Annotated in this window: 19 protein-coding genes; 12 read left to right on the top strand and 7 right to left on the bottom strand. The window is 70.4% G+C overall.

Features of this window, described 5'->3' with window-relative positions; translation table 11 throughout:
* Positions 1 to 64 precede the first annotated feature (64 nt).
* The 5 genes from GVV77_RS11530 (at position 65) to GVV77_RS11510 (ending at position 3,841) form a co-directional block, all read left to right on the top strand.
* Positions 65 to 817, top strand: coding sequence for a class F sortase (locus GVV77_RS11530; RefSeq protein WP_159618471.1), 753 nt, complete (start codon positions 65 to 67; stop codon positions 815 to 817).
* 168 nt (positions 818 to 985) lie between these two features.
* Complete coding sequence (gene rph / locus GVV77_RS11525; protein WP_246199772.1) at positions 986 to 1,804, top strand: ribonuclease PH; 819 nt, start codon at positions 986 to 988, stop codon at positions 1,802 to 1,804.
* Positions 1,797 to 2,444, top strand: coding sequence for an RdgB/HAM1 family non-canonical purine NTP pyrophosphatase (gene rdgB, locus GVV77_RS11520; protein ID WP_159618469.1), 648 nt, complete (start codon positions 1,797 to 1,799; stop codon positions 2,442 to 2,444). The genes rph and rdgB overlap by 8 nt, the downstream gene beginning before the upstream one ends.
* 46 nt (positions 2,445 to 2,490) lie before the next feature.
* Positions 2,491 to 3,162, top strand: coding sequence for a DedA family protein (locus GVV77_RS11515; RefSeq protein ID WP_159618467.1), 672 nt, complete (start codon positions 2,491 to 2,493; stop codon positions 3,160 to 3,162).
* Positions 3,163 to 3,175: 13 nt separating this feature from the next.
* Positions 3,176 to 3,841, top strand: a complete 666-nt coding sequence (locus GVV77_RS11510; protein ID WP_159618465.1) for a GNAT family N-acetyltransferase — start codon at positions 3,176 to 3,178, stop codon at positions 3,839 to 3,841.
* On the opposite strand, the gene GVV77_RS11505 is transcribed toward GVV77_RS11510, so the two are convergent.
* The gene (locus GVV77_RS11505; protein ID WP_159618463.1) at positions 3,822 to 4,436 is read right to left on the bottom strand and encodes an HAD family hydrolase; all 615 of its coding nucleotides are present in this window, start codon (positions 4,434 to 4,436) and stop codon (positions 3,822 to 3,824) included. The genes GVV77_RS11510 and GVV77_RS11505 overlap by 20 nt on opposite strands.
* A 94-nt stretch (positions 4,437 to 4,530) precedes the next feature.
* On the opposite strand from GVV77_RS11505, the gene GVV77_RS11500 reads away from it, so the two are divergent.
* Entirely contained in the window at positions 4,531 to 5,520 is a 990-nt protein-coding gene (locus GVV77_RS11500) for a 3'-5' exonuclease (protein ID WP_159618461.1), read from the top strand.
* Positions 5,521 to 5,555: 35 nt separating this feature from the next.
* Here GVV77_RS11500 and GVV77_RS11495 read toward each other — a convergent pair whose 3' ends face one another.
* A complete protein-coding gene (locus tag GVV77_RS11495; protein ID WP_159618460.1) occupies positions 5,556 to 6,605 on the bottom strand; it encodes an ADP-ribosylglycohydrolase family protein in 1,050 nt (349 codons plus the stop codon).
* 116 nt (positions 6,606 to 6,721) lie between these two features.
* On the opposite strand from GVV77_RS11495, the gene GVV77_RS11490 reads away from it, so the two are divergent.
* The 6 genes from GVV77_RS11490 (at position 6,722) to GVV77_RS11465 (ending at position 15,357) form a co-directional block, all read left to right on the top strand.
* On the top strand, positions 6,722 to 7,672 hold the full coding sequence (locus tag GVV77_RS11490; RefSeq protein WP_159618458.1) for an aquaporin: 951 nt from the start codon (positions 6,722 to 6,724) through the stop codon (positions 7,670 to 7,672).
* A 110-nt stretch (positions 7,673 to 7,782) separates the two neighbouring features.
* Entirely contained in the window at positions 7,783 to 8,943 is a 1,161-nt protein-coding gene (locus GVV77_RS11485; protein WP_159618456.1) for an exonuclease SbcCD subunit D, read from the top strand.
* A 95-nt stretch (positions 8,944 to 9,038) separates the two neighbouring features.
* Entirely contained in the window at positions 9,039 to 12,104 is a 3,066-nt protein-coding gene (locus GVV77_RS11480; RefSeq protein WP_159618454.1) for an AAA family ATPase, read from the top strand.
* A gap of 70 nt (positions 12,105 to 12,174) precedes the next feature.
* Positions 12,175 to 13,503, top strand: coding sequence for an MFS transporter (locus tag GVV77_RS11475; RefSeq protein ID WP_425483360.1), 1,329 nt, complete (start codon positions 12,175 to 12,177; stop codon positions 13,501 to 13,503).
* A gap of 182 nt (positions 13,504 to 13,685) precedes the next feature.
* Complete coding sequence (locus tag GVV77_RS11470; protein ID WP_159618450.1) at positions 13,686 to 15,014, top strand: MFS transporter; 1,329 nt, start codon at positions 13,686 to 13,688, stop codon at positions 15,012 to 15,014.
* A gap of 157 nt (positions 15,015 to 15,171) precedes the next feature.
* Complete coding sequence (locus tag GVV77_RS11465) at positions 15,172 to 15,357, top strand: hypothetical protein (RefSeq protein WP_159618448.1); 186 nt, start codon at positions 15,172 to 15,174, stop codon at positions 15,355 to 15,357.
* A gap of 76 nt (positions 15,358 to 15,433) precedes the next feature.
* Here the strand turns inward: GVV77_RS11465 and GVV77_RS11460 are convergent, their stop codons facing one another.
* The 5 genes from GVV77_RS11460 to GVV77_RS11440 form a co-directional block, all read right to left on the bottom strand.
* Positions 15,434 to 16,402, bottom strand: a complete 969-nt coding sequence (locus GVV77_RS11460) for a serine/threonine-protein kinase (RefSeq protein ID WP_159618446.1) — start codon at positions 16,400 to 16,402, stop codon at positions 15,434 to 15,436.
* 192 nt (positions 16,403 to 16,594) lie between these two features.
* Positions 16,595 to 17,395, bottom strand: a complete 801-nt coding sequence (locus tag GVV77_RS11455) for an alpha/beta fold hydrolase (protein ID WP_159618444.1) — start codon at positions 17,393 to 17,395, stop codon at positions 16,595 to 16,597.
* A 46-nt stretch (positions 17,396 to 17,441) separates the two neighbouring features.
* Positions 17,442 to 17,771, bottom strand: a complete 330-nt coding sequence (locus GVV77_RS11450) for a biotin/lipoyl-containing protein (RefSeq protein ID WP_159618442.1) — start codon at positions 17,769 to 17,771, stop codon at positions 17,442 to 17,444.
* A complete protein-coding gene (locus GVV77_RS11445; RefSeq protein WP_159618440.1) occupies positions 17,764 to 18,810 on the bottom strand; it encodes an alpha-ketoacid dehydrogenase subunit beta in 1,047 nt (348 codons plus the stop codon). Before GVV77_RS11445 ends, GVV77_RS11450 begins: the two co-directional genes overlap by 8 nt.
* Positions 18,803 to 19,825 (bottom strand): thiamine pyrophosphate-dependent enzyme, encoded by a 1,023-nt coding sequence (locus tag GVV77_RS11440; protein ID WP_159618438.1) that lies wholly within the window; start codon positions 19,823 to 19,825, stop codon positions 18,803 to 18,805. Before GVV77_RS11440 ends, GVV77_RS11445 begins: the two co-directional genes overlap by 8 nt.
* Positions 19,826 to 19,980: the final 155 nt, after the last annotated feature.

The following is a 19,980-nucleotide window of genomic DNA, read 5'->3' as shown; positions in this document are numbered from 1 at the left end:
GTACCCTATGCGGAAGTACCGGTCCCGAGCGGACAGGTAGGTCTCTCCGATTGAAAGGCGCAGCATGGCACCCTCGGCGCACCCCGACGAGCCCCCGGCACCCGCGGAACCGACCCCGTCAGGGCATCCGCAGCAGGGCAGGCGCCGGCGGACCCTCGTTGCACTCCTGGGCGCGGCCGCGGCGCTCGTGCTGGTCCTGCTGGTGCTTCTTCCCCAGCTGCAGCAGGGATCGTCGGCGGCCGGTGATGACCGCCCCACCTCGACGCCCACTCCGGCCCCCTCGGCGACCAGTGCCCCTGCCTCTCCCAGCGCGGCCCCCGTCACGCCCCCCGCCAAGGCGCCCCCCAAGGCACCCGCCGGGCCGGCCGCCGCAGCTCCCACCCACATTCAGGTGGAGGCCGCCGGCATCGACGTCGCGGTGCTCCCGCTGCAGCCCACCGCCGCCGAAGTGGCGAGCCAGTCGATCGTGCCGCCGTTCACCGACGAGGGCTACTGGCTTTCCTCCTACGGCACCCCGGGCGCCGGGTCGGTCAATACGACCTACATCACCGGGCACAGCTGGGAGGGCAGGGAGGCGCCCTTCGACCGGTTCAGCACCCACACGGAAGTCGGTGACAAGGTGAGTGTCACGACGAAGACGGGCACCCTGCGCTACACCGTCGACTCGATCACCACGCATGACAAAGACACGCTGAAGACCAGCGACATCTGGAACATCGTCCCGAACCGCCTCGTCATCATCAGCTGCTACACCGAGGACCCCTGGGGCAAGAACGTCGTGGTGACCGCCTCACCGGTTCCACCGGCAGCGGGCTGACCGGCGGCCGGCCCATCCCGGCAACCGCGGCGGTCCCCGGCGGCAGCCCCGCGGCTGCCCGTCCCTACCCGCCCCTACCCGCCCCTACCCGCCCCGGCCCGTCCTGCAGCCGTCCCGCGCCCGCTCCGCGCCGCCGGGCCGGGCACGCCGCCGGTTTAGACTGGCTCCATGAGCCCAGCCGATCCGCACCCCGCCCCGTCCACCACCGCCACGGCCACGGCCGACGGCGCCACTCCCGCCCCGCCGACGGTGCGGCGGGCCGACGGCCGCACCCCGGACCAGCTGCGGAACATCAGCATCACCCGGGGCTGGTCGAACCAGGCCGAGGGCTCGGCGCTGATCGAGTTCGGCAACACCCGCGTACTGTGCACGGCCTCGCTGACCAGCGGAGTCCCGCGCTGGCTCAAGGGGGAGGGGAAGGGCTGGGTCACGGCCGAGTACGCCATGCTGCCCCGGGCCACCAACACCCGCTCCGACCGCGAATCGGTCAAGGGGAAGATCGGCGGGCGCACCCACGAGATCTCCCGCCTCATCGGCCGGTCGCTGCGCTCGATCATCGACACCAAGGCGCTCGGGGAGAACACCATCGTGCTTGACTGCGACGTGCTCCAGGCCGACGGCGGCACCCGCACCGCGGCGATCACCGGTGCCTACGTGGCGCTCGCCGACGCCATCCGGTACGCCAAGGACAAGAAGCTGATCCCGGCCGGTGCCAAGCCGCTGGTCGACACGGTCGCCGCCGTGAGCGTCGGCATTATCGACGGCGTTCCCATGCTCGACCTTCCCTACGTCGAGGACGTGCGCGCCGAGACCGACATGAACGTCGTGGTCACCGGCTCGGGGAAGTTCGTCGAGGTCCAGGGCACCGCCGAGGGTGCGCCCTTCGACCGGGCCGAACTCGACGCGCTGCTCGACCTGGCGCTGCTGGGCACGGCCCAGCTCGCGCAGATCCAGCTCGACACCCTCAAGGAAGCAGCCGGTGCCTGAGCAGGTGCACCGGCTGGTACTCGCCACGCGCAACCCGGGCAAGCTGCGCGAACTCCGCGAGCTGCTGCGCGGACAGGTTCCCGGGCTCGACGTCGACACCCAGGTCGTTGACGCCGAGACCGCGGGCGCGGCCGACGTCGTTGAAAGCGGAGTCACCTTCGAGGAGAACGCCGTGATCAAGGCGCGCCAGACCGCGGCGGCCACGGGGCTGGTGGCCGTGGCCGACGACTCCGGCCTCGCCGTCGACGTCCTCGGCGGAGCCCCCGGGATTTTCTCGGCCCGCTGGTCCGGCCGCCACGGCGACGACGCCGCGAACCTTGACCTCCTGCTCGCCCAGCTGGCGGATATCGGCCCGGAGCACCGCGGCGCGGCCTTCCACTGCGCCGCAGCGCTCGCCGTGCCCGGCGGTGCCGTGCACGTGGAACTGGGCGAACTGCGCGGCACGCTGCTGACCGGGCCGCGGGGCACCGGCGGATTCGGCTACGACCCGGTGCTCGTCCCCGCAGGGCTCGACCGGACCTGCGCCGAACTCACCCCCGAGGAGAAAAACCGCATCAGCCACCGCGGCCTTGCCTTCAGGGCGCTGCTGCCGCACCTGATCAGTGCCCTCGACGGCGGCCGGGATGGTCTCCGGTCCTGACCGTTTTTTGGCGGCAGGCGCCGGACATAGGGCAGACTTGGTGGCGATGACTATTTTTCTGCAGCAGGGCCTGACCACTGAGTCCGACGGATCCGCACTGGGCGGGGTTGCCGAGTGGGCGGTGAACGTGATGGAGACGATCGGCGCTCCCGGCGCCGGCCTGGCGATCGCCCTGGAGAACCTCTTCCCCCCGCTGCCGAGCGAGGTCATTCTTCCCCTCGCCGGATTCACGGCGAGCCGCGGCAACTTCACGCTGTTCGAAGCGATCTTCTGGACCACCCTCGGTTCGGTGGTGGGCGCATACGCGCTCTACGCGCTCGGCGCGGCGCTGGGCCGCCGGCGCATGCGCGCGATCGTGGCCCGGATTCCCCTTGTCGACCTTGAGGACATCGACAGGGTAGAGGCCTGGTTCGCCCGCTACGGCTACCGCGCCGTCTTCTTCGGCCGGATGATCCCGCTCTTCCGCAGCCTGATCTCCATTCCTGCCGGGATCGAAAAGATGCCGCAGGGGAAGTTCCTGGTCCTGACCGCCGCAGGCAGCCTGATCTGGAACCTTATCTTCGTCCTCGCCGGTTTCTACCTGGGGGAGAGCTGGCACCTCGTGGAGCGGTACGCGGACACCTTCCAGAAGATCGTAATCGCAGCGGTGGCCCTCTGCGCCGCCTACTTCATCATCAGCAGGATCCTCAAGCGCCGCCGGGCACCGGACGCGCGATGACCGGTATCGTGCGGTGACGGGGACCGCCGGCACACGCCTCGCTGAGTTCTGGCCGCTCTTCGGGCTGTCGATCCGCACCCCCCGGCTCATCCTCACCCCGGTGCGCGACGACCAGCTGCCCGGCCTCGTTGACGCGATCCTCGCCGGCGTCCACGACCGCTCGGTCATGCCCTTTGGCGTCCCCTGGACCGATGCACCCCGGGACATCCTCATCCGTGGAAGCCTCAAGTACCAGTGGAGCCTCCGGGCTGCTTTGAGCCCTGAGGACTGGACCATCAGCTTCGCGGTCCAGCACGAAGGCCGCATCATCGGCGTCCAGGACCTCTCGGCGCGCAGCTTCGCGCTGCTGCGCCGGGTCAGCACCGGCTCCTGGCTGACGCTGGAAGCGCAGGGCAGGGGCCTGGGCAAGGAGATGCGCTCCGCCGTCCTCTCCTTCGCCTTCGACCACCTCGGGGCGCACTCGGCCGTCTCCGACGCCGCCGTCTGGAACGCGGCCTCGCTCGGGGTGTCGGCGGCGCTTGGGTACCAGCCCAACGGCACCACCCTCGCCGAGGCACGCCCGGGCGAGGTCCGCGAACAGCAGCAGCTGCTGCTGGCACGTGAAGATTTCCGCCGCCCGGAGTGGACGGCTGCCGTGGAAGGCGTCGAGGCCGTCCAGCCTATACTGGCAGGCGCCTGAGCTCGCGCGAGAGATCGGTCTCCCGCAGGTGCAGGCGGGCGTCGATCCCGAGGCCGCGTGCGGCCGCAATGTTCGCCGCCGAATCGTCGATGAACAGCACGCGGCCGGGCTCGGTGCCCAGTTCGGCGAGGACGTGGGAGAAGATGGCGTCGTCCGGCTTGATCAGGCGCAGCGACGAGCTGAAGAACAGCTTTTCGAAGTGTCGAGTCCACGGGGCTCCGGCGAAGTGCCCCACCATGGGGGCAGGCATATTGGAAAGCAGCGCCAGGCGTGCGCCGGACCCGGACAGTTCATCGAGCACGTCGAGGGTCTCAAGGTTGTAGTGCGACCACTGGTTGGCGTCGAGGACATCGAGCCATGAGGCGCGGGCGTCGCTGACTGCGTGTCCGGTCACCCGCGACCAGTACAGCACCGGGCTCAGGTCTCCGGCGTCGTAGCCGTCGCGGTGCTGCCAGTAGGCGGACGAGCGCTCCCCCAGCCCCGGAACGCCGGCCTCTTCCTCCAGCCGGTCCCAGTCCTCGCTCGTGGGCTCGGTGGAGATCACCATTCCGTAATCGAAGAGATACCACTGCGGGGGAGGGAGGAAACCGGGCATGGTTCAGCGTACGACCACCCGGCGGTTCCCGGCACGCCACCGGGGTGAACGTTGGATGAACGGTTTCGCCATCCGGCACAGGTAGCCTTGGAGAGTGGGAATTGAGTTCACGGCGATTGACTTTGAAACAGCTAACGGGTTTCGGGGGTCACCCTGCGCAGTGGGACTCACGAAGGTCCGGGACGGACGCGTCGTGGACGAGGCCTCCTGGCTGATGCGTCCACCCGCCGGCCACGACTACTTCGATTCCCGCAATACCGCCATCCACGGCATCACCGCCGACCAGGTGGCCACCGCGCCCCGGTTCGGAGAGCTGTTCCCCGAGATCGGCGGCTTCATCGGCGGGGACATCCTGGTGGCTCACAACGCCGCCTTCGACCTCGGGGTGATCCGCTCGGCGCTCGAAGTGTCGGAGCTCTCAGGGCCCGGCTGGGACTATGCGTGCACCGTGATGCTCTCGCGCCGCAGCTACTCCCTGGCCTCGTATTCCCTTCCGTTCGTTGCCGAGGCGGCGGGGGTTCCGCTGTTGAACCACCATGACGCCGTGGAGGACGCGCGGGCCTGCGCGGGCATCTTCGTGGACATCGCCCGGCGCAGCGGCGCGTCGACGGTTGAGGAGCTCATGGCCGTGCAGCGGCTCCCGCTTTCGCGCGCCGAGCCCTATGAGCCCGGTATCGATGAACTCTCAAAGGCCACCCGGACGGCGCTGGAGCGCGGCGCTGCGGCAGGGTGGGCCGGATGGCCGGAGGAGGGCGACAACCCGCCGCCCAACCCGGCCGCCGATGCGAACCACCCGCTCTACGGGCAGACCGTCGTCTTCACCGGCGACCTTGGCATGCCCCGCCCGCAGGCGAAGGAACGGGCGGCACGGGTGGGGGCGCAGCCGGCCAGCGCGGTCACCCGGCGCACCACGGTGCTGGTGGTCGGCGACGGGTTCGTGGCCTCCGACCTGCGCAACGGCCGCGTCACGGGCAAGGCGCGCCGGGTGCTTGAACTGCACGAGCGTGGACAGCAGATCGAGGTGCTCTCGGAAGCCGAGTTCCTGCAGATGATCGGCGGCCTCTGGCCCGTCGGCAGCCAGTAGGCCCCGCCGCAGGTTCCACAGCGGGCCGGGCCCGGCTACTCGCCGGTTGCCGCCTTGATGAGGGAGGAGCCCACGGCCCGGATCACCTCGGTGCCGTCCAGGCGGTCGAGCCACGGCCGTGGCAGGGCGGCCTCCCCGTACAGTGCCCCCAGGATGTTCCCGGTGACCGAGCCGGTCGTGTCGCTGTCGCCGTCGTGGTTCACGGCCAGGACGACGCCGGCGGTGAAGTGTTCCGCGGGGTCCGGCCGGGCGGAGGCGAGCGCGGCATAGACGGCGAGGGAGAGGGCCTCCGGGGCAAGCCATCCGCGGCCCAGCTCGTCGGGCAGCCGTTCGGGCGCGACAGGACCGTCGGCGGCAAGGGCGGCCGCAGCCGTGAGGTTCCCGGCGAGCTCGGTATCGCCGAGGATCCCGGCATGGGCGACGGCGGACTGCACGGCGGCCTCAAGGCCCAGCTCATCGAGGGCCAGGGACCGGATGAGGTGGCTGAAGACGGCGGCCGGAGTCTGCGCGGCGGGATGGCCGTGCGTCAGGGCCGCGGCGTCGAGGGTCAACCGGTCCGCCATCTCTCCGGGAATCCGGGGCACCAGGCCGAACGGAGCGGAGCGCATCAGCGCCCCGGACCCCTTGGCCTGAGGGTTGAGCGGACGCTTCCGGGTTCCCATCACCCCGGCGAGCAGCCCGGAGAGGCAGGCCTCGCCGGGGTCCCTGCGGTGGTGCAGGACCTCCTGGGCGTCGATCCACCGCGGCGGCGAAACCGGCGCGGGATCCGGAGGGGTTTCGCCCTGCGTGGCAAGCCAGCGCAGGTAGGCCAGCCAGAGAATGGCCATCTCATCGGCCGACACGCCGTCATTTGCCCATTCAAGCGCCTCGACCAGTCCGTCGACCGTGTACAGGGTCAGCTGGGTGTCGTCCGAGAAGACGAACGGCGAACCGTCCTCCGGCGGAGCGGTCACCCCGCCGGGGCCGAACCGGGTACGGATCGCCTCAAGGCTGTCGCGTTCGACCGTGTAGCCGAGGGCGTCTCCGAGCGCGCCGCCGAGCAGACTCCCGGAGACCCGCTGGGGGTAGGTTGCGTGGTATGCCATCGTTCAAGTCTAGGTCCGCCTAGGATGGGAGACTGGACGGCTGTGCCCGCCGCCCGGGAGCGCGAGCGAGGGCGGCGGGCACAGCCAATGGCCCCAACCGAAGGACGCACTGCCTTATGTCGCACGGAATCCATCACTCCACGGACGCCGGACAGGACCGGACCGGAGCCCTGCCAATGCGCTCCTACGGCCCGGCTGCCCGGACTGCCGCCGAGGCAGTCGGCTCGTTTGCTGTCGTCCTCACCGGACTGGGCGTCACCATGCTCAACACCCAGTCGGGCGTGCCTCCGACCCTGGCCTTCGGATTCGCGCTGCTCGCGGCCATGATCGCCTTCGGATACATCTCCGGTGGGCACTTCAACCCCGCCGTCACCCTCGGCTCGGCCGTCGCCGGACGCACAGGGTGGGGCTCAGTGCTGCCCTACATCCTGGCCCAGCTTGTCGGCGGCCTTGCCGCCGCCGGCCTGCTGTGGCTTCTGCTCAGCGCCAACTCCCAGCTCACCGACGTCAACGGACTCTTCGCGGCGGCCTCCAACGGCTTCGAGGAGCACTCGGCGGCGCAGTTCCCGCTGAGCAGCGTGTTCCTGGCCGAAGCCGTCTGCACGGCCCTCCTGGTCGCCGTGTTCCTCGGCGCCACCGCCGGGCACGCCGGCCGGAGCACGGCACCGTTCGCGGTCGGCCTGACCTATGCCGCCCTGCTCACCCTGCTGCTCCCGGTCACCAACGGCGGGCTCAACCCGGCACGATCCACCGCCTCGGCCCTGTTCACCGGTGACTGGGCGACCGCCCAGTTGTGGCTGTTCTTCGCGGCGCCGCTCGTCGGAGCGATCATCGCCGGCCTGGCCTTCCGAAGCTTCGACGCGGCCGGCCGGAAGTCCGTATCGGCGCCCGCTGCGCCCGCCGGAGCCACCACCGCTGCCCCCTCCGACTCCACCGGCACGGATACGGTCGGAACCGGCGCTGCAGCTCCGGCGGCGCCCACGGCCGGCCCGGCGGCTTCTACAGGTTCCCCGGACGACGCGCGCTCCTTCTTCGACAAGGGACCCGGGACGACGGGCCGCGGCTAACGCCTCCTCTCCCCGGCCGCGGGCGCCGGGAAACTCCTTCGGGGGTGGAATTTCGCCGGCGCCCGCGCGGTGCCCGCAGGAATGTCCGGCGCGGGCGGTAGCGTAAAAATATGCTGTTACTCCACACCTCGGATTGGCACCTCGGCCGTTCCTTCCACGGAGCGGGAACCCTCGCGGCCCAGCGGATGTTTCTAGACAACCTCGAGAAGACGGTGCGTGACGCCCAGGTGGACGTGGTGCTCGTCGCCGGGGACGTGTATGACCGGGCCCTGCCCGGGGTGGATGTCGTCGCGCTCTTCGACGAGGCGCTCGACCGGCTGCGCGGGGCGGGCGCCGAGGTCATCATCTCGAGCGGCAACCACGACTCCGCGACCCGGCTGGGCTTTGGCGGCCGCATCCTCGAACGCGGAGGAGTGCACCTGCGGACCCGGACCGAGGACATCGGGCGGCCGGTCACCTTTCCGCTCGGGCCCGGGGCCGACCTCGCCGTCTACGGCATCCCCTACCTGGAGCCCCGGGTCGTTGCCGGCGCCCTGTCGGCCGAGCCGACCCACTCAAGCGTGACCCGGGCCGCCGTGGGGCTGATCCAGGAGGACCTGCGCCGCCGGAGGTCCGCAGGCACCGTGCACTCCGTGGTGATGGCCCACACGTTCGCCAGCGGCGGCATCAGCTCGGACAGCGAGCGGGAACTGGCACAGGGCGGGCTCGGCGCGGTACCGCTGGACCTGTTCGATGCCTTCGACTACACGGCCCTGGGCCACCTGCACGGGCAACAGAAGCTTTCGCCCACGGTGAGGTACTCCGGTTCGCCGCTTGCCTACTCCTTCTCCGAGGCCCGCCAGACCAAGGGTGCCTGGCTCGTGGAGATCACGGCCGCGGGACTGGGCCCGGTGACGCCCGTGCAGTGGCCGGCACCCAAGGAACTCGCCGTGCTCAGGGGCCGCATCGAGGACCTCCTGAGCGATGAGTCCCTCGCCGACGCCGAACACGCGTACTGCTCGATCACCCTCACCGATGCCGAGCGCCCGCCGCGCGCCATGGAACGGCTCCGCGCCCGCTTCCCGGACACCCTCGTCCTCGCCTTCGAGCCTGAGGGCGGGCACACCGGTGACCTGCGCACCTACAGCCAGCGCATCGCCGCGGCGACGAATGACGCCGAAATCTGCTGCGGGTTCCTCGAGCACGTGCGCTCGCGCGAGGCTTCACCCCAAGAGCGGGAACTCCTGTCCGCGACCGTGGACGCCGCCCTCAGCCTCAACTCCGAGCGGTGAGCGGCGGTGGCGGGAGACCAGACCTGGAAAGCACCAGACGCAGACGATGACCGGCCCGGAAGCAGCCCAGTGAACATGAACAGGGGAAACGCAGCGTGAGGATCTCCCGCCTTGAAATCGAGGCCTTCGGTCCCTTCTCCGGGCGGCAGGTCGTGGATTTCGACGCGCTGAGCGCCCAGGGCTTGTTCCTGCTCAACGGCCCGACGGGTGCGGGGAAGTCGAGTGTCCTCGACGCGATCTGCTACGCGCTGTACGGATCGGTGCCCGGAGTCCGGCAGGGCGCCAAGCGCCTGCGCAGCGACCATGCGCCCATCGGGCTCGCTCCGGAGGTCGAGCTTGAGTTCACCGTCGGCGCGCGCAGGTTCTCGGTCACCCGGTCCCCGCAGTGGGAGCGGCCCTCGAAGCGCGGCGGTGGAACCACGACCGAGCAGGCCCGGACCCTGCTTTCCGAATTCGTCGACGGCGCCTGGGTTCAGAAGTCCGCCCGCAACGACGAGGCCGGCCTGGAGCTGCTGAATGTGCTGGGCATGGACAAGGAACAGTTCACCCGCGTGGTGATGCTGCCGCAGGGCGAGTTCGCTGCCTTCCTGCGCGCCGATGCCGGTTCCCGGCGGGAGCTGCTTCAGCGCCTGTTCTCCACGGATCGATTCGAGAACATTGAAAAACTGCTGAGCGAGCAGGCCGGCCAGGCGGCGTCCCGCCTGGCCACCGCGGAGGACGGACAGCGGCAGACCATCCAACGGGCGCTCGACGAGGCGGCGCGGCACGGCATCGAAGCCGACGTTCCGGCCGAGGGTCAGCCGGCGCCGGGCGGCCAGGCGGTCGTGCACACGCTGCTCGAAGCCGTCGCGGCCCGTTCTGCCGAAGCGGCGGCGGCGGCGGACCGGACCGGACGGCAGCTGGAACAGGACAAGGCGCGCTACTCCGGGCTCGCCGCGGCTCGGGCGCGGGCGGTCGCGCTCGAACGGCACCGTACCGCGCAGGCCGAACATGACGCCGGTGCCGCAGAGGCGGCGGCGCTGGCCGCGGCCGTGGAGCGGCACCAGGATGCCCGCCTGCTGGCCGGGGTCCTCGACGCCGCCGAAGACGCCGGCCTCGAACACAAAGACTGCCGCACGCGCTGCGACAGAGCCCTCGACACGCTGCGGGCCGACGGCACCGCGGCCACCTACCTCACGGGTGCCGGTGACGGTACCGACGCCCTCTTCGACCTGGCGCCCACTGCCGCCCGGCTCGAGGCCGCGGCCCGTGCCGCGGCCTCGGATCTGGGAGTGCTGCAGGCTGCGCTCCCCGACGAGGACAGGCTGCAGGGACTCAACGAACGTATCCGGGACATCTCGGCGGAGCGCGCCTCACTGGCCGAGCGGACGATCGGGCTGGAGCAACGGCTGGCCGAGCTGCGCGCGGACAAGGCGCTGCTTGAGCAGGAGGCCGTTGGGCTGAGGGAAACCGCGGGGGAGGAGACCCGGTGCGCCGAGGCGCTTGAGGCCGCCCGGGCGCTTGAGGCCACCATCGCCGAGCATGCGCAGGCGGAGCAGCGGCGCTCGGTAGCCGAGAAGAACTACGCGGCAGCGCACGAGGAGCACCTCCGCCGCAAGGAGATGTGGCTGACCCGGCTGCAGCTGCGCCTTGAGCAGGCCGCCGTCGAGCTCGCGGCCCAGCTTGAGGACGGCAAGGAGTGTGCCGTCTGCGGCAGCCTCGAGCACCCGGACCCGGCCCGGGCCGGCGACGACGAAAGGGTCACCCACGCCGACGAACAGGCGGCCCGGGAGGCCCACGCAGCGGCGGAGGCACGCCTGAACGAGGCGCGGGCACTGCGGGACGCAGCGGCGCTTGAAGCGGCCCGGCTCGCCGCCCTCGGTGGCGGACGGGACGAGGCCGTTGCCCGGGAGGCGACCCAGCAGGCGCAGGCCAGGCTCACCGAAGCGCGTCGGGCCCAGCAGGAGCTTGAGGACGCTGCGGCACGGATCGACGCGCTCGTCGCCAGGGAACAGCAGATCCTTGCGCAGTTGGAGGACGCGGGCCGGGCCGCTTCCGAGGCCGCCGCCCAGCTGCGGAGCCTTGAGGACCAGGCCGCGGAGCTCGCCGCGCGCCTCGAACACCACCGGCGCGGTTTCGGTACCCTCCACGAGCGCGCGGAGGCGGTCGACTCCGCCCGTGCGGTGCTCGTCGCGGCCCGGGAGGCCCTCGAGGCCCTCGACCGGGCCGCAGGGCGCAGGGACAAGGCCGTAAGCGCCCTTGCCGATGCCCTCGCGGGCTCCCACTTCGACGGGGCCGCTGCCGTCCGGGAGGCCCTCCTCGAAGCAGAAGCGCTTCAGGAGACCCTGCGCCGCATCCGCGCCCATGAGGCGGCAGGGCACCGGCTCGAGGCCGAGGGGGAAAGCCCCGATATCACCGCCGCCCTTCAGGACGAAGCAGAGGGCCGCTCCGTCCCCTCCGAGGACGAGGTCCAGGCCGCTGGCCGCGATTACGCCGCGCTGGGGGAGAGGGCAGCCGATGAGGCGGTGGCCCTGCGGCTGCTTGACCAGTCATTGAGCCAGCTTCAGGCCTACAACGCCCTCCTGGTGGAACAGGAAGCGGCCGTTGCGCCGCTGCGGGAGCGGCACGCGCTGCTGCGCTCGGTGGCCGACTCCGCCCGGGGCGGCGGCGACAACCGGTACAAGATGCCGCTGAGCACCTACGTCCTCGCGTCGCGCCTCGAGCAGGTCGCCGAGGCCGCCACCGAGCGGCTGCTGGCCATGACGGACGGGCGCTTCGCCCTCGTGCACAGCGACGCGCTGACCGGGAACAAGAAGGCAGGGCTGGGGCTGAGTGTCATCGACGGGTGGACCGGAAACCGCAGGGACACCTCGACGCTTTCCGGTGGGGAATCATTCATGGCGTCCCTGGCCATGGCACTCGGCCTCGCCGACGTCGTGCAGCAGGAGGCAGGCGGCATCGACATCGAGACGCTCTTCGTCGATGAGGGCTTCGGCTCGCTCGATGACCAGGCACTGGAACAGGTGATGGATGCGCTCGACGGCCTGCGCAGTGGAGGCCGGGTTGTCGGCCTCGTCAGCCATGTCGCCGAACTGAAACTGCGCATCCCGGCCCAGCTCCAGGTCCACAAGGACCGCGAGGGCTCCCGCCTGGAATTTGTGGATCAGCTCCAGATGGTGTAAATTCACTCAGTTACCGGGTAGGGCGCATCGGGAGGAGGGACGATGCGCGATTCGAAGTACCCGGATGACAATGAACGCAATTCCTTCCCTCAGCCCCGCTGCCGAACGTTCGCCCGCCGGCCCTGAGCGGCCCCGCCGGTTCGGCCGCTTCGGCCGCCTCCCGCAGTTGGCCGGCACCTCCTTCCTCTCCGTCGGGTTCCTGGCACGGCTGCCCCTCGCCATGCTGACCGTCGGCGCCCTCACCATCGTGACCTCGGCCAGCGGCTCCTACGCGCTGGGCGGATTCGCGGCCGGCGCCGTCGGCATCGGCTCCGCCCTCGGCGCGCCGATCCTCGGCTTCCTCGCTGACCGCTTCGGCCAGCGGGTCGTCCTGCTGCCGGCGGCGGCCCTGAACACCGTCGCCACCGTGGCGCTGGTGGTGCTCGCCCTTGCCCTCACCGGGACCGCCGCCGCGGCCGCCGTTCCCGTCATGGCCGCCGCCTTCCTCACCGGCTTCACCTCTCCCCAGATCGGGCCGCTGGCGCGGGTGCGGTGGGTGGCGATGACGCGCAGGCCCTCCGACCTCGACACGGCCATGTCCTACGAAAGCACCGCCGACGAGCTGACGTTCGTCCTCGGTCCCGCCCTGGTCGGCCTCCTCGCAAGCCTCGCCGCCCCCTGGGTCCCCCTGACCCTTGCCGCGGTGCTGACCCTGGCCATGGTGAGCGCGTTCGCCGTCCACCCCACCGGCCGCCTGGTCGGATCCTCGCGCGGCCGCTCTGACGTCCAGGAGCCGGGGCCGGCCGTGACCGGCCGGCGGTCTCGCCTGCTGATCTCCATTCCCGTCCTGGGCATGGTCGCGATGGGCACTTTTTTCGGGGGGACCCAGACGACGCTCACCGCCTTCGCCGGGCAGTTCGACGCCGCCTCCGCCGCGGGGCTGCTCTACGCGGTGATGGGGCTGAGCTCGGCGGGCGCTGCCCTGTCGGTGGCGTTCTGGCCCGCCACCTTCGCGCACTCCTGGCGGTGGATCGCCTCGGCGGCCGGCATGGTCGGCCTGGCGGCGCTGCTGTTCCTGCCCTCGGGCATCCCGGCAATGGTGCTCGTGCTGTTCCTCCTCGGCATCCCCGTCGGGCCGACCATGGTCTCGATCTTCAGCATCGGGTCGATGGTGGCACCCCGACGCCTGCTCGGCACGGTCATGACCCTGCTCGCCAGCGGCATTGTCGCCGGCTCGGCCCTCGGCTCCGCCGTCGCCGGGTCCCTCGCGGAGAGGGTGGGAACCGATGCCGCCTTCGCGGTGCCGGTGCTGGCAGCCGCCGCGCTCCTGGTGCTGGGCCTGGCCGGTGCGGCCGGACTCCGGGCGCACCGCCGGTCCGTCGAGGCCACCGCCGCCGCTTCCGGTCCCACTGGCTCCTGACGCGCGGACAGCCTCTTGTGGGATCCAGCCCCCGCCTCCGCCGGCACCCCGGCCACAGCGGACTCCTGACGCGCGGAAATTGATCCGCAGGACCTCCCCCATCCCGGGGAGGTCCTGCGTATGATTTAGCTCACGTAACCGAACGTTCTGTCGGTAATGTTTTCCCGTCCCTTGGAGTGACAATGACGTCTTTCACCGCTGCGAACGCCACGGAGCATCGCACCTCACGCGAGGAGCGCCGCGTCCTGGCCGGGACCCTCGTTGGAACAACCATCGAGTGGTACGACTTTTTCATCTTCGCCCAGCTCACCGCCACGGTCCTGGGCGCGCTGTTCCTCACTCCGCTTCGGGAGTCCAACCCGGGCCTGGCCCAGGTCCTCGCCTTTTCCCTGATCGGCATCAGCTTCCTCTTCCGGCCCCTCGGAGCGATCGTCGCCGGGCACCTCGGTGACCGCATCGGCCGTAAGTCGGTCCTGGTCTTTACCCTGATCCTGATGGGCGCGGCGACCGCGCTGATCGGGATCCTCCCCACCTATGCCTCCATCGGGGTGTGGGCGCCGATCCTGCTGATCCTCCTGCGCATCGTCCAGGGGTTCTCCGCCGGTGGTGAATGGGGCGGTGCGGCGCTGATGTCGGTGGAACACGCCCCGGTGGGCAAGCGGGGCCTGTTCGGTGCCTACCCGCAAATCGGCGTTCCGATCGGCATGATCCTGGCCACAGGCACCCTGCTGCTGCTGCGCACCGCCATCCCCGAGGACCAGTTCCTCGAGTGGGGCTGGCGGGTGCCGTTCCTGCTGTCGGTGGTGCTGATCATCGTCGGCTACCTGATCCGGCGTGCCGTCAGTGAAAGCCCCGTCTTCAAGGAGATGCTGGCCCGCAAGGGTGAGAGCAAGGCGCCGCTGCGCCAGTTGTTCCGGAAGAACACCCGCGAGGTGCTCCTTGCCGCCGTCATCTTCATCGGCAACAATGCCGCGGGCTACCTGGTCATCGCGTTCTTCATCTCCTACGCCACCACGGCGCTGGAGATGCCAGTGGTGCCGGTGCTGCTGGCCACGACGCTCGCCTCCTTCGGCTGGCTGATCTTCACCATGGTCGGCGGCTGGCTTTCCGACCGGATCGGCCGCGTGCGGACCTTCCAGATCGGCTATGCGCTGGTGTTCGTGTGGATGCTGCCGATGTTCATGCTCGTCGACACCGCCAACATTTTCCTCTATGGGCTGGGCCTGTTCGTCCTGACCATCGGCCTGGGACTGTCCTACGGGCCCATGTCCGCGATGTACGCGGAGATGTTCCCCGCGAACGTGCGCTACTCCGGCATTTCCATCGGGTACGCGCTGGGCGCGATCCTGGGCGGGGCGTTCGCGGCGATGGTCGCGCAGCTGCTGCTGGAGACCTACCAGTGGTCGGGGGCCGTGGCGATCTACATCATGATCCTGTGCGCCATCTCCTTCGTCGGGGTCACCCTGGCCCGGGAGACCCGCGGTGCGCCGCTTGGAGTCTCCCAGCACTGAGCCGGCACGCCCGGGACCTTCAACCGGGGCGTCCGGGCGCACACGCGCAGCAGACAAAAGACCGGAGGGCCAGGAAACCAACCTGGCCCTCCGGTCTTTTGCGTTGCCCCCCGGGCTCCTAGGATCGAAGGAACAAACACCTACGCCGGAGGATGAAATGACCGAGACGCCGAACGGCAAGAAGCAGGACACCAGCGGGCAAGGCACCAACGGGCAGGACACAGGGGAGGGTCCCGAGGGCACCATCCCCGACAACCAGGAGGGAATCGGCGCCACGACGCTCGATGAGCCCTCAAACTTCGAGCCCGAAGAGGATGACGTCGAGGGCGGCGAACCCCGCTGAGCGCTGCCCTGGAGCAGCGCTGATCCGGACTAGCGCTGCCCGGGCTAGCGCTGCCCCGGGCTAGCGCTGCCCCGGACTATCCGAGGCTCGGGGCGTGCGAGGGCGGGTCGGGGATGTGGATGTTCCCGGTGGTGATTCCGCCGGTCGAGACCCCGTCGCCGTCGTCGGCGGGGGCGGAGCCTGCGGCCGCCTGGGGTGTCCCGATCCCCGAGAAGCCCGCGCCCTCGTCGGAATGGACCCGCAGGAGCAGGGCAACCTCGTGGGCGTCCGGACGGTCCTGCGGGTTCCGGGCGGTCATGCTGGTGAGCAGGCTCGCCCAGTCGGCGCCCAGCCATTCCGGGATCTCGGGATCACGGAGCAGGCGGGCCAGGGCCGCCTCCACGACGGGCCCGGGGAAGGCCTTGTCGCCGGTGAGGCACTCGAGCAGGACCAGGCCGAGGGAGTAGATGTCGCTGCGCTCGTCGATGTTGCCCGACTGCGCTTGCTCCGGGCTGAGGTAGTTGGCCGTGCCGATGGTGGCCCCGACGGCGGTGGCCATGGTGGAATCCACCATGCGCGCGATGCCGAAATCGGTGAGCTTGGGGTAGAGCCGGGTGTCGTTGTCGCCGGAGTGGAACATCAGGATGTTCGCCGGCTTCACATCGCGGTGCACCACCCCGTGGGAGTGGATGTAGGCGAGGGCGTCGGCGAGGTCGGCTCCGACCTGAGCGACGGCGGCGGGGGCGAGGGGACCCTTCTTCAGCAGCTTGCGCAGGTCCTCGCCGTCAACGAGTTCCATCACCAAAAAGCCGGTGGTGCGTCCGTCCTCATCCTGGTGCAGCCCCGCATCGTGGAGGGTCACCAGCCCGGGGTGGTTCAGGGTGGAGAGCAGGAGCGTCTCGGTGTGCTGCCGGCGGTAGTCGTCGTCATCGGCGGTGGTGGGCTGGAAGACTTTCACCGCGACATCGCGCTGCAGGTTGCGGTCGACCGCCCTATAGACGGAGGCGGCGCCGCCCACGCCGAGCAGGTCGGTGGTCTGGTACCGCTCGGCAAGGAGCACATCCATGGGTGTTCTCCCGGGAAATTGGTGGCTGGAAAGGTCAGGGTGGGGCGCGCAGAAAAGGTAAGTCTACTGAGCACTTGGCTCGATTGTATCCTGCCGCTACGGTCTTTTGCCCTGCGGCGCAGGTCCCTTTACCTAAAGTTTATCCGCTGCGTCAGCCACCCGCAGCGGGCGGCGGCCTGTGCGGGGGCGGGTTCAGGCGGACAGGAACGCCACGGCGGCGGACTTGAAGGCGCGAGAGGTCACCGCGTTGGCGTGGGTCCGGGCGGGCAGCTTCAGGAGCTCCGCCTGCGGGGCCAGATCCGCCAGTTCCTGCGCCGTCGCGGCGAGGTCATCGTTCTCGCCGGCGACCAGCAGCAGCGGCATCCGGGGCACGGCCTCGGAGGGGATGAACGGCTCGTCCTTCACCGCCTCCACCATGGTCAGCAGTGCGAATACGTCGTTGGTCGGCACGAGCCTGGCCATCCGCATCAGCTCGGCGGTCCGGGCATCCTGGATCGGGGTGCCTTCGGCGAGGAGCTCCTGCGCCGCGGCGAGGTCGAATTCGGCAAGCGGGTCACCGCTGCCGGGGCCGCCCAGCACCATGCGGTGGACCAGTTCGGGCTGGGTGGCGCCGAATTCCCACGCCAGCCGGGAGCCGAGGGAGTAGCCGATGATGTCGACGCCGCTGGCCGGCACGCCCTCGCGCAGGGGCACCACGTGATGGTCCTGAAGGACCTGCAGGACATCGGCGCGGATGCGGCTGGGGGAGTAGGAGTCGCGCGCCTCCGGTGCGGCGCTGGCGCCGTGTCCGGGCAGGTCGACGGTGAGAACGGCCCGACCGGCCTCGTTGAGGAAGCGGATCCAGCCGGTGTCGGTCCAGTTGAGCTTCGTCGAGGAGGCGAAGCCGTGAAGGAGCAGCACCGGGCGCAGCCCGGCGTCGGAGGCGGGCGGATGCAGCGCCACGCTCAGCTGCGGATCCGATCCCTCCACCAGGTGGTCGCGGTGCCTTCCCATGCCTTGTCCTTTCCTGCCGTTGAAATCCCGCTCCGCGGGCCGGTGCCTAGTCGTCGTCGAGCACGGCGCTGAGCCGCACCCGCCGGGCCGGGGCCTTCTCGGCGGGCACCGTGCCCACGATGCCGGCCGTGTCGTCCGGCACCTCAAAGACGATCAGCGGATCGCCGACGGCGATCACCGCGCCCGCATCGCCGTGGACCTTCACGACTGTACCGGCCTGCGGGGAGGGCAGCTCGACGGCGGACTTGGTGGTTTCGACCTCGACGAGGGGCTGGTTCCGCTCGACCTGGTCGCCCTCGGCGACGAGCCACTCGAGGATGGTGGCCTCGATGAGGCCCTCGCCGAGGTCGGGCAGGGGGAATGAGAGTTCAGCCACGGCGGTGCTCCAATACGCGTTGGATTCCGAACAGGATCCGGTCAATGTTGGGAATGTACTCGTCCTCAAGGTCGCCCGACGGATAGGGGACGTCGAATCCCGTCACCCGTTCCACCGGCGCCTTGAGGGTATTGAAGCACCTTTCGGTCACGAGGGCGGCGATTTCCGCGCCGAGCCCGCTGCTGCGCGGCGCCTCGTGGACGACGACGGCGCGGCGGGTGCGCGAGACGGATTCTGCGAGGCCGTCGGCGTCGATCGGGCTGAGCCAGCGCAGGTCGAGCACCTCCACCTCGATGCCGTCCTCGGCCGCCAGTTCGGCGACCTGCAGGCAGCGGGCGACCATGGCGCCCCAGGCGATCAGGGTCAGGTGACGGCCGGGCCGGGCAATCTGTGCACCCTCAAGTGCACCGGCGTCCGCGGGATCGACGATGCCCTTCTGCCAGTAGCGCGCCTTGGGTTCCATGAAGATCACCGGATCGGGCATCGACCCGGCGAGGCGGAGCAGGTGGTAGGCCTGGTGCGGGTCCGCGGGGGAGACGACCTTCAGGCCCGGCACGTGGACGAAGAGGCTCTCGAGGCTCTCGCCGTGGAGTTCGGGTGCGCGGATCCCGCCGAAGCTGGGCACCCGCAGGGTGATCGGCATGGGCAGGGCCCCGCGGCTGCGGTAGTTCATGCGCCCGACCTGGGAGACGATCTGGTTCACGGCCGGATACGCGAAGCCGTCGAACTGCACCTCGGGGATGGGGTGGAAGCCCGCCATCGCCAGGCCGACGGACATGCCCAGGATGCCGGATTCGGCGAGCGGGGTGTCGAAGACGCGCTCGGCGCCGAAGCGGGCCTGCAGCCCGTCGGTGATGCGGAAGACCCCGCCCAGGCGGCCGACGTCCTCGCCGAAGATGAGGGCCTTGGGGTTGTCCTCAAGTACCTCCCCGAGCGCACGGTTCAGGGCCCCCTGCATCGAGAGCGTCAGCGGCGCGGGTGCGGCCGGCCCGTCGCCGCCGGCGGCGGGGGACAGGGGGCTCGACAGGGTCTCAGACATGCTCGGATTCCGTCCTCCAGGCGGCGGCCTGGGCTTTCAGTGCGGGGGTCGGCTCCTGGAAGACGAAGTCGAACATCTCGCTTCCCGGGCGGGGAGCAAGGCCCTCAAGGCCCTGCCGGACGGCATCGGCCTCGGCCTCGCCCGCGGCGAGGGCCGCGGCGAAGAAGGGGTCGGGCGTGCCGAAGCGTGTGCGCAGCAGGGCCTCGCAGGCGGCCAGCGGATCGGAGCGGCGGGCCGCCTGCTCCTCATCCAGGCTGCGGTAGCGTCCGGGGTCATCGCTCGTAGAGTGCGGCCCCAGCCGGTAGGTCCGGGCTTCGATGAGGATCGGGCCGCCGCCGTCCCGGCAGTGCGCGAGGGCCTGCCGGGTGGCCTCAAGCACCGCCGTGACGTCGTTGCCCTCCACGCTCAGCGACGGCATGCCGTACCCGGCGGCCCGGGCGGCGACCGACCCGCCCGCCACCTGGCGCTCGGTGGGCACGGAGATGGCCCAGCCGTTGTTCTGCACGAAGAAAATGACGGGTGACTTCATCACGGCCGCGAAGTTCATCGCCTCATGGACATCGCCCTGGGAGCTGGCGCCGTCGCCGAAGTAGGTCAGGGCGACGTTGTAGCCGTCCTCGCCGGGCCCGGCCAGCTTCTGGCCGTGCGCCCAGCCCACGGCGTGGAGCACCGATCCGCCGACCACGGCCTGGATGGGGGCGAAGTGGGTGGCGGCGGGGTTATAGAGCCCGCCATGCCAGGTGGCCTTGTGGGTGGCCATGTATTCGACCATGTCCACGCCCACGGCCCGTGCAACGCCGAGTTCCCGGTAGGTCGGGAATAGAAAATCCCGCCTGGGGTCAACGGCGTAGCCGCTGCCCACCTGGGCCGCCTCCTGCCCGAGCAGGGGGGCGTAGCCGGGGATGATGCCCTGGCGCTGCCAGCGGACCGCGGCGGTATCGAGCTGCCGGACGGCGGCGAGGAGCCGGTAGAGCTCCTCGAGCTCGCTCGGATCCGCAGGTGTCGGAGATTCCATGGTGCGTCCTTGTGTAGAGGGTCTTGGGCGACGGTATCCGTACCCGAGCTCCTGCGCAATCTGCCGCGTCGATCCTCCGCAGTTTGCCGCAGTTAACGGTGCCTGGGCGCAACCGGCTGTACAGACTGCTCCGTTCAGCCGTTATCGTCTGTACA

It is taken from the genome of Arthrobacter zhaoguopingii (assembly GCF_009828605.1).
Classification (GTDB): domain Bacteria; phylum Actinomycetota; class Actinomycetes; order Actinomycetales; family Micrococcaceae; genus Arthrobacter_D; species Arthrobacter_D zhaoguopingii.
The sequence above is the reverse complement of the archived record's forward strand: the minus strand, read 5'-3'. Positions and strand labels throughout refer to the sequence as shown.

Bases quoted from the DNA above. Each gene is read 5' to 3' on its own strand.
- GVV77_RS11530 (WP_159618471.1), top strand. From the start codon at position 65: ATGGCACCCTCGGCGCACCCCGACGAGCCCCCGGCACCCGCGGAACCG.
- rph (WP_246199772.1), top strand. From the start codon at position 986: ATGAGCCCAGCCGATCCGCACCCCGCCCCGTCCACCACCGCCACGGCC.
- GVV77_RS11515 (WP_159618467.1), top strand. From the start codon at position 2,491: ATGACTATTTTTCTGCAGCAGGGCCTGACCACTGAGTCCGACGGATCC.
- GVV77_RS11505 (WP_159618463.1), bottom strand. From the start codon at position 4,436: ATGCCCGGTTTCCTCCCTCCCCCGCAGTGGTATCTCTTCGATTACGGA.
- GVV77_RS11495 (WP_159618460.1), bottom strand. From the start codon at position 6,605: ATGGCATACCACGCAACCTACCCCCAGCGGGTCTCCGGGAGTCTGCTC.
- GVV77_RS11490 (WP_159618458.1), top strand. From the start codon at position 6,722: ATGTCGCACGGAATCCATCACTCCACGGACGCCGGACAGGACCGGACC.
- GVV77_RS11485 (WP_159618456.1), top strand. From the start codon at position 7,783: ATGCTGTTACTCCACACCTCGGATTGGCACCTCGGCCGTTCCTTCCAC.
- GVV77_RS11475 (WP_425483360.1), top strand. From the start codon at position 12,175: ATGAACGCAATTCCTTCCCTCAGCCCCGCTGCCGAACGTTCGCCCGCC.
- GVV77_RS11470 (WP_159618450.1), top strand. From the start codon at position 13,686: ATGACGTCTTTCACCGCTGCGAACGCCACGGAGCATCGCACCTCACGC.
- GVV77_RS11465 (WP_159618448.1), top strand. From the start codon at position 15,172: ATGACCGAGACGCCGAACGGCAAGAAGCAGGACACCAGCGGGCAAGGC.
- GVV77_RS11460 (WP_159618446.1), bottom strand. From the start codon at position 16,402: ATGGATGTGCTCCTTGCCGAGCGGTACCAGACCACCGACCTGCTCGGC.
- GVV77_RS11455 (WP_159618444.1), bottom strand. From the start codon at position 17,395: ATGGGAAGGCACCGCGACCACCTGGTGGAGGGATCGGATCCGCAGCTG.
- GVV77_RS11445 (WP_159618440.1), bottom strand. From the start codon at position 18,810: ATGTCTGAGACCCTGTCGAGCCCCCTGTCCCCCGCCGCCGGCGGCGAC.
- GVV77_RS11440 (WP_159618438.1), bottom strand. From the start codon at position 19,825: ATGGAATCTCCGACACCTGCGGATCCGAGCGAGCTCGAGGAGCTCTAC.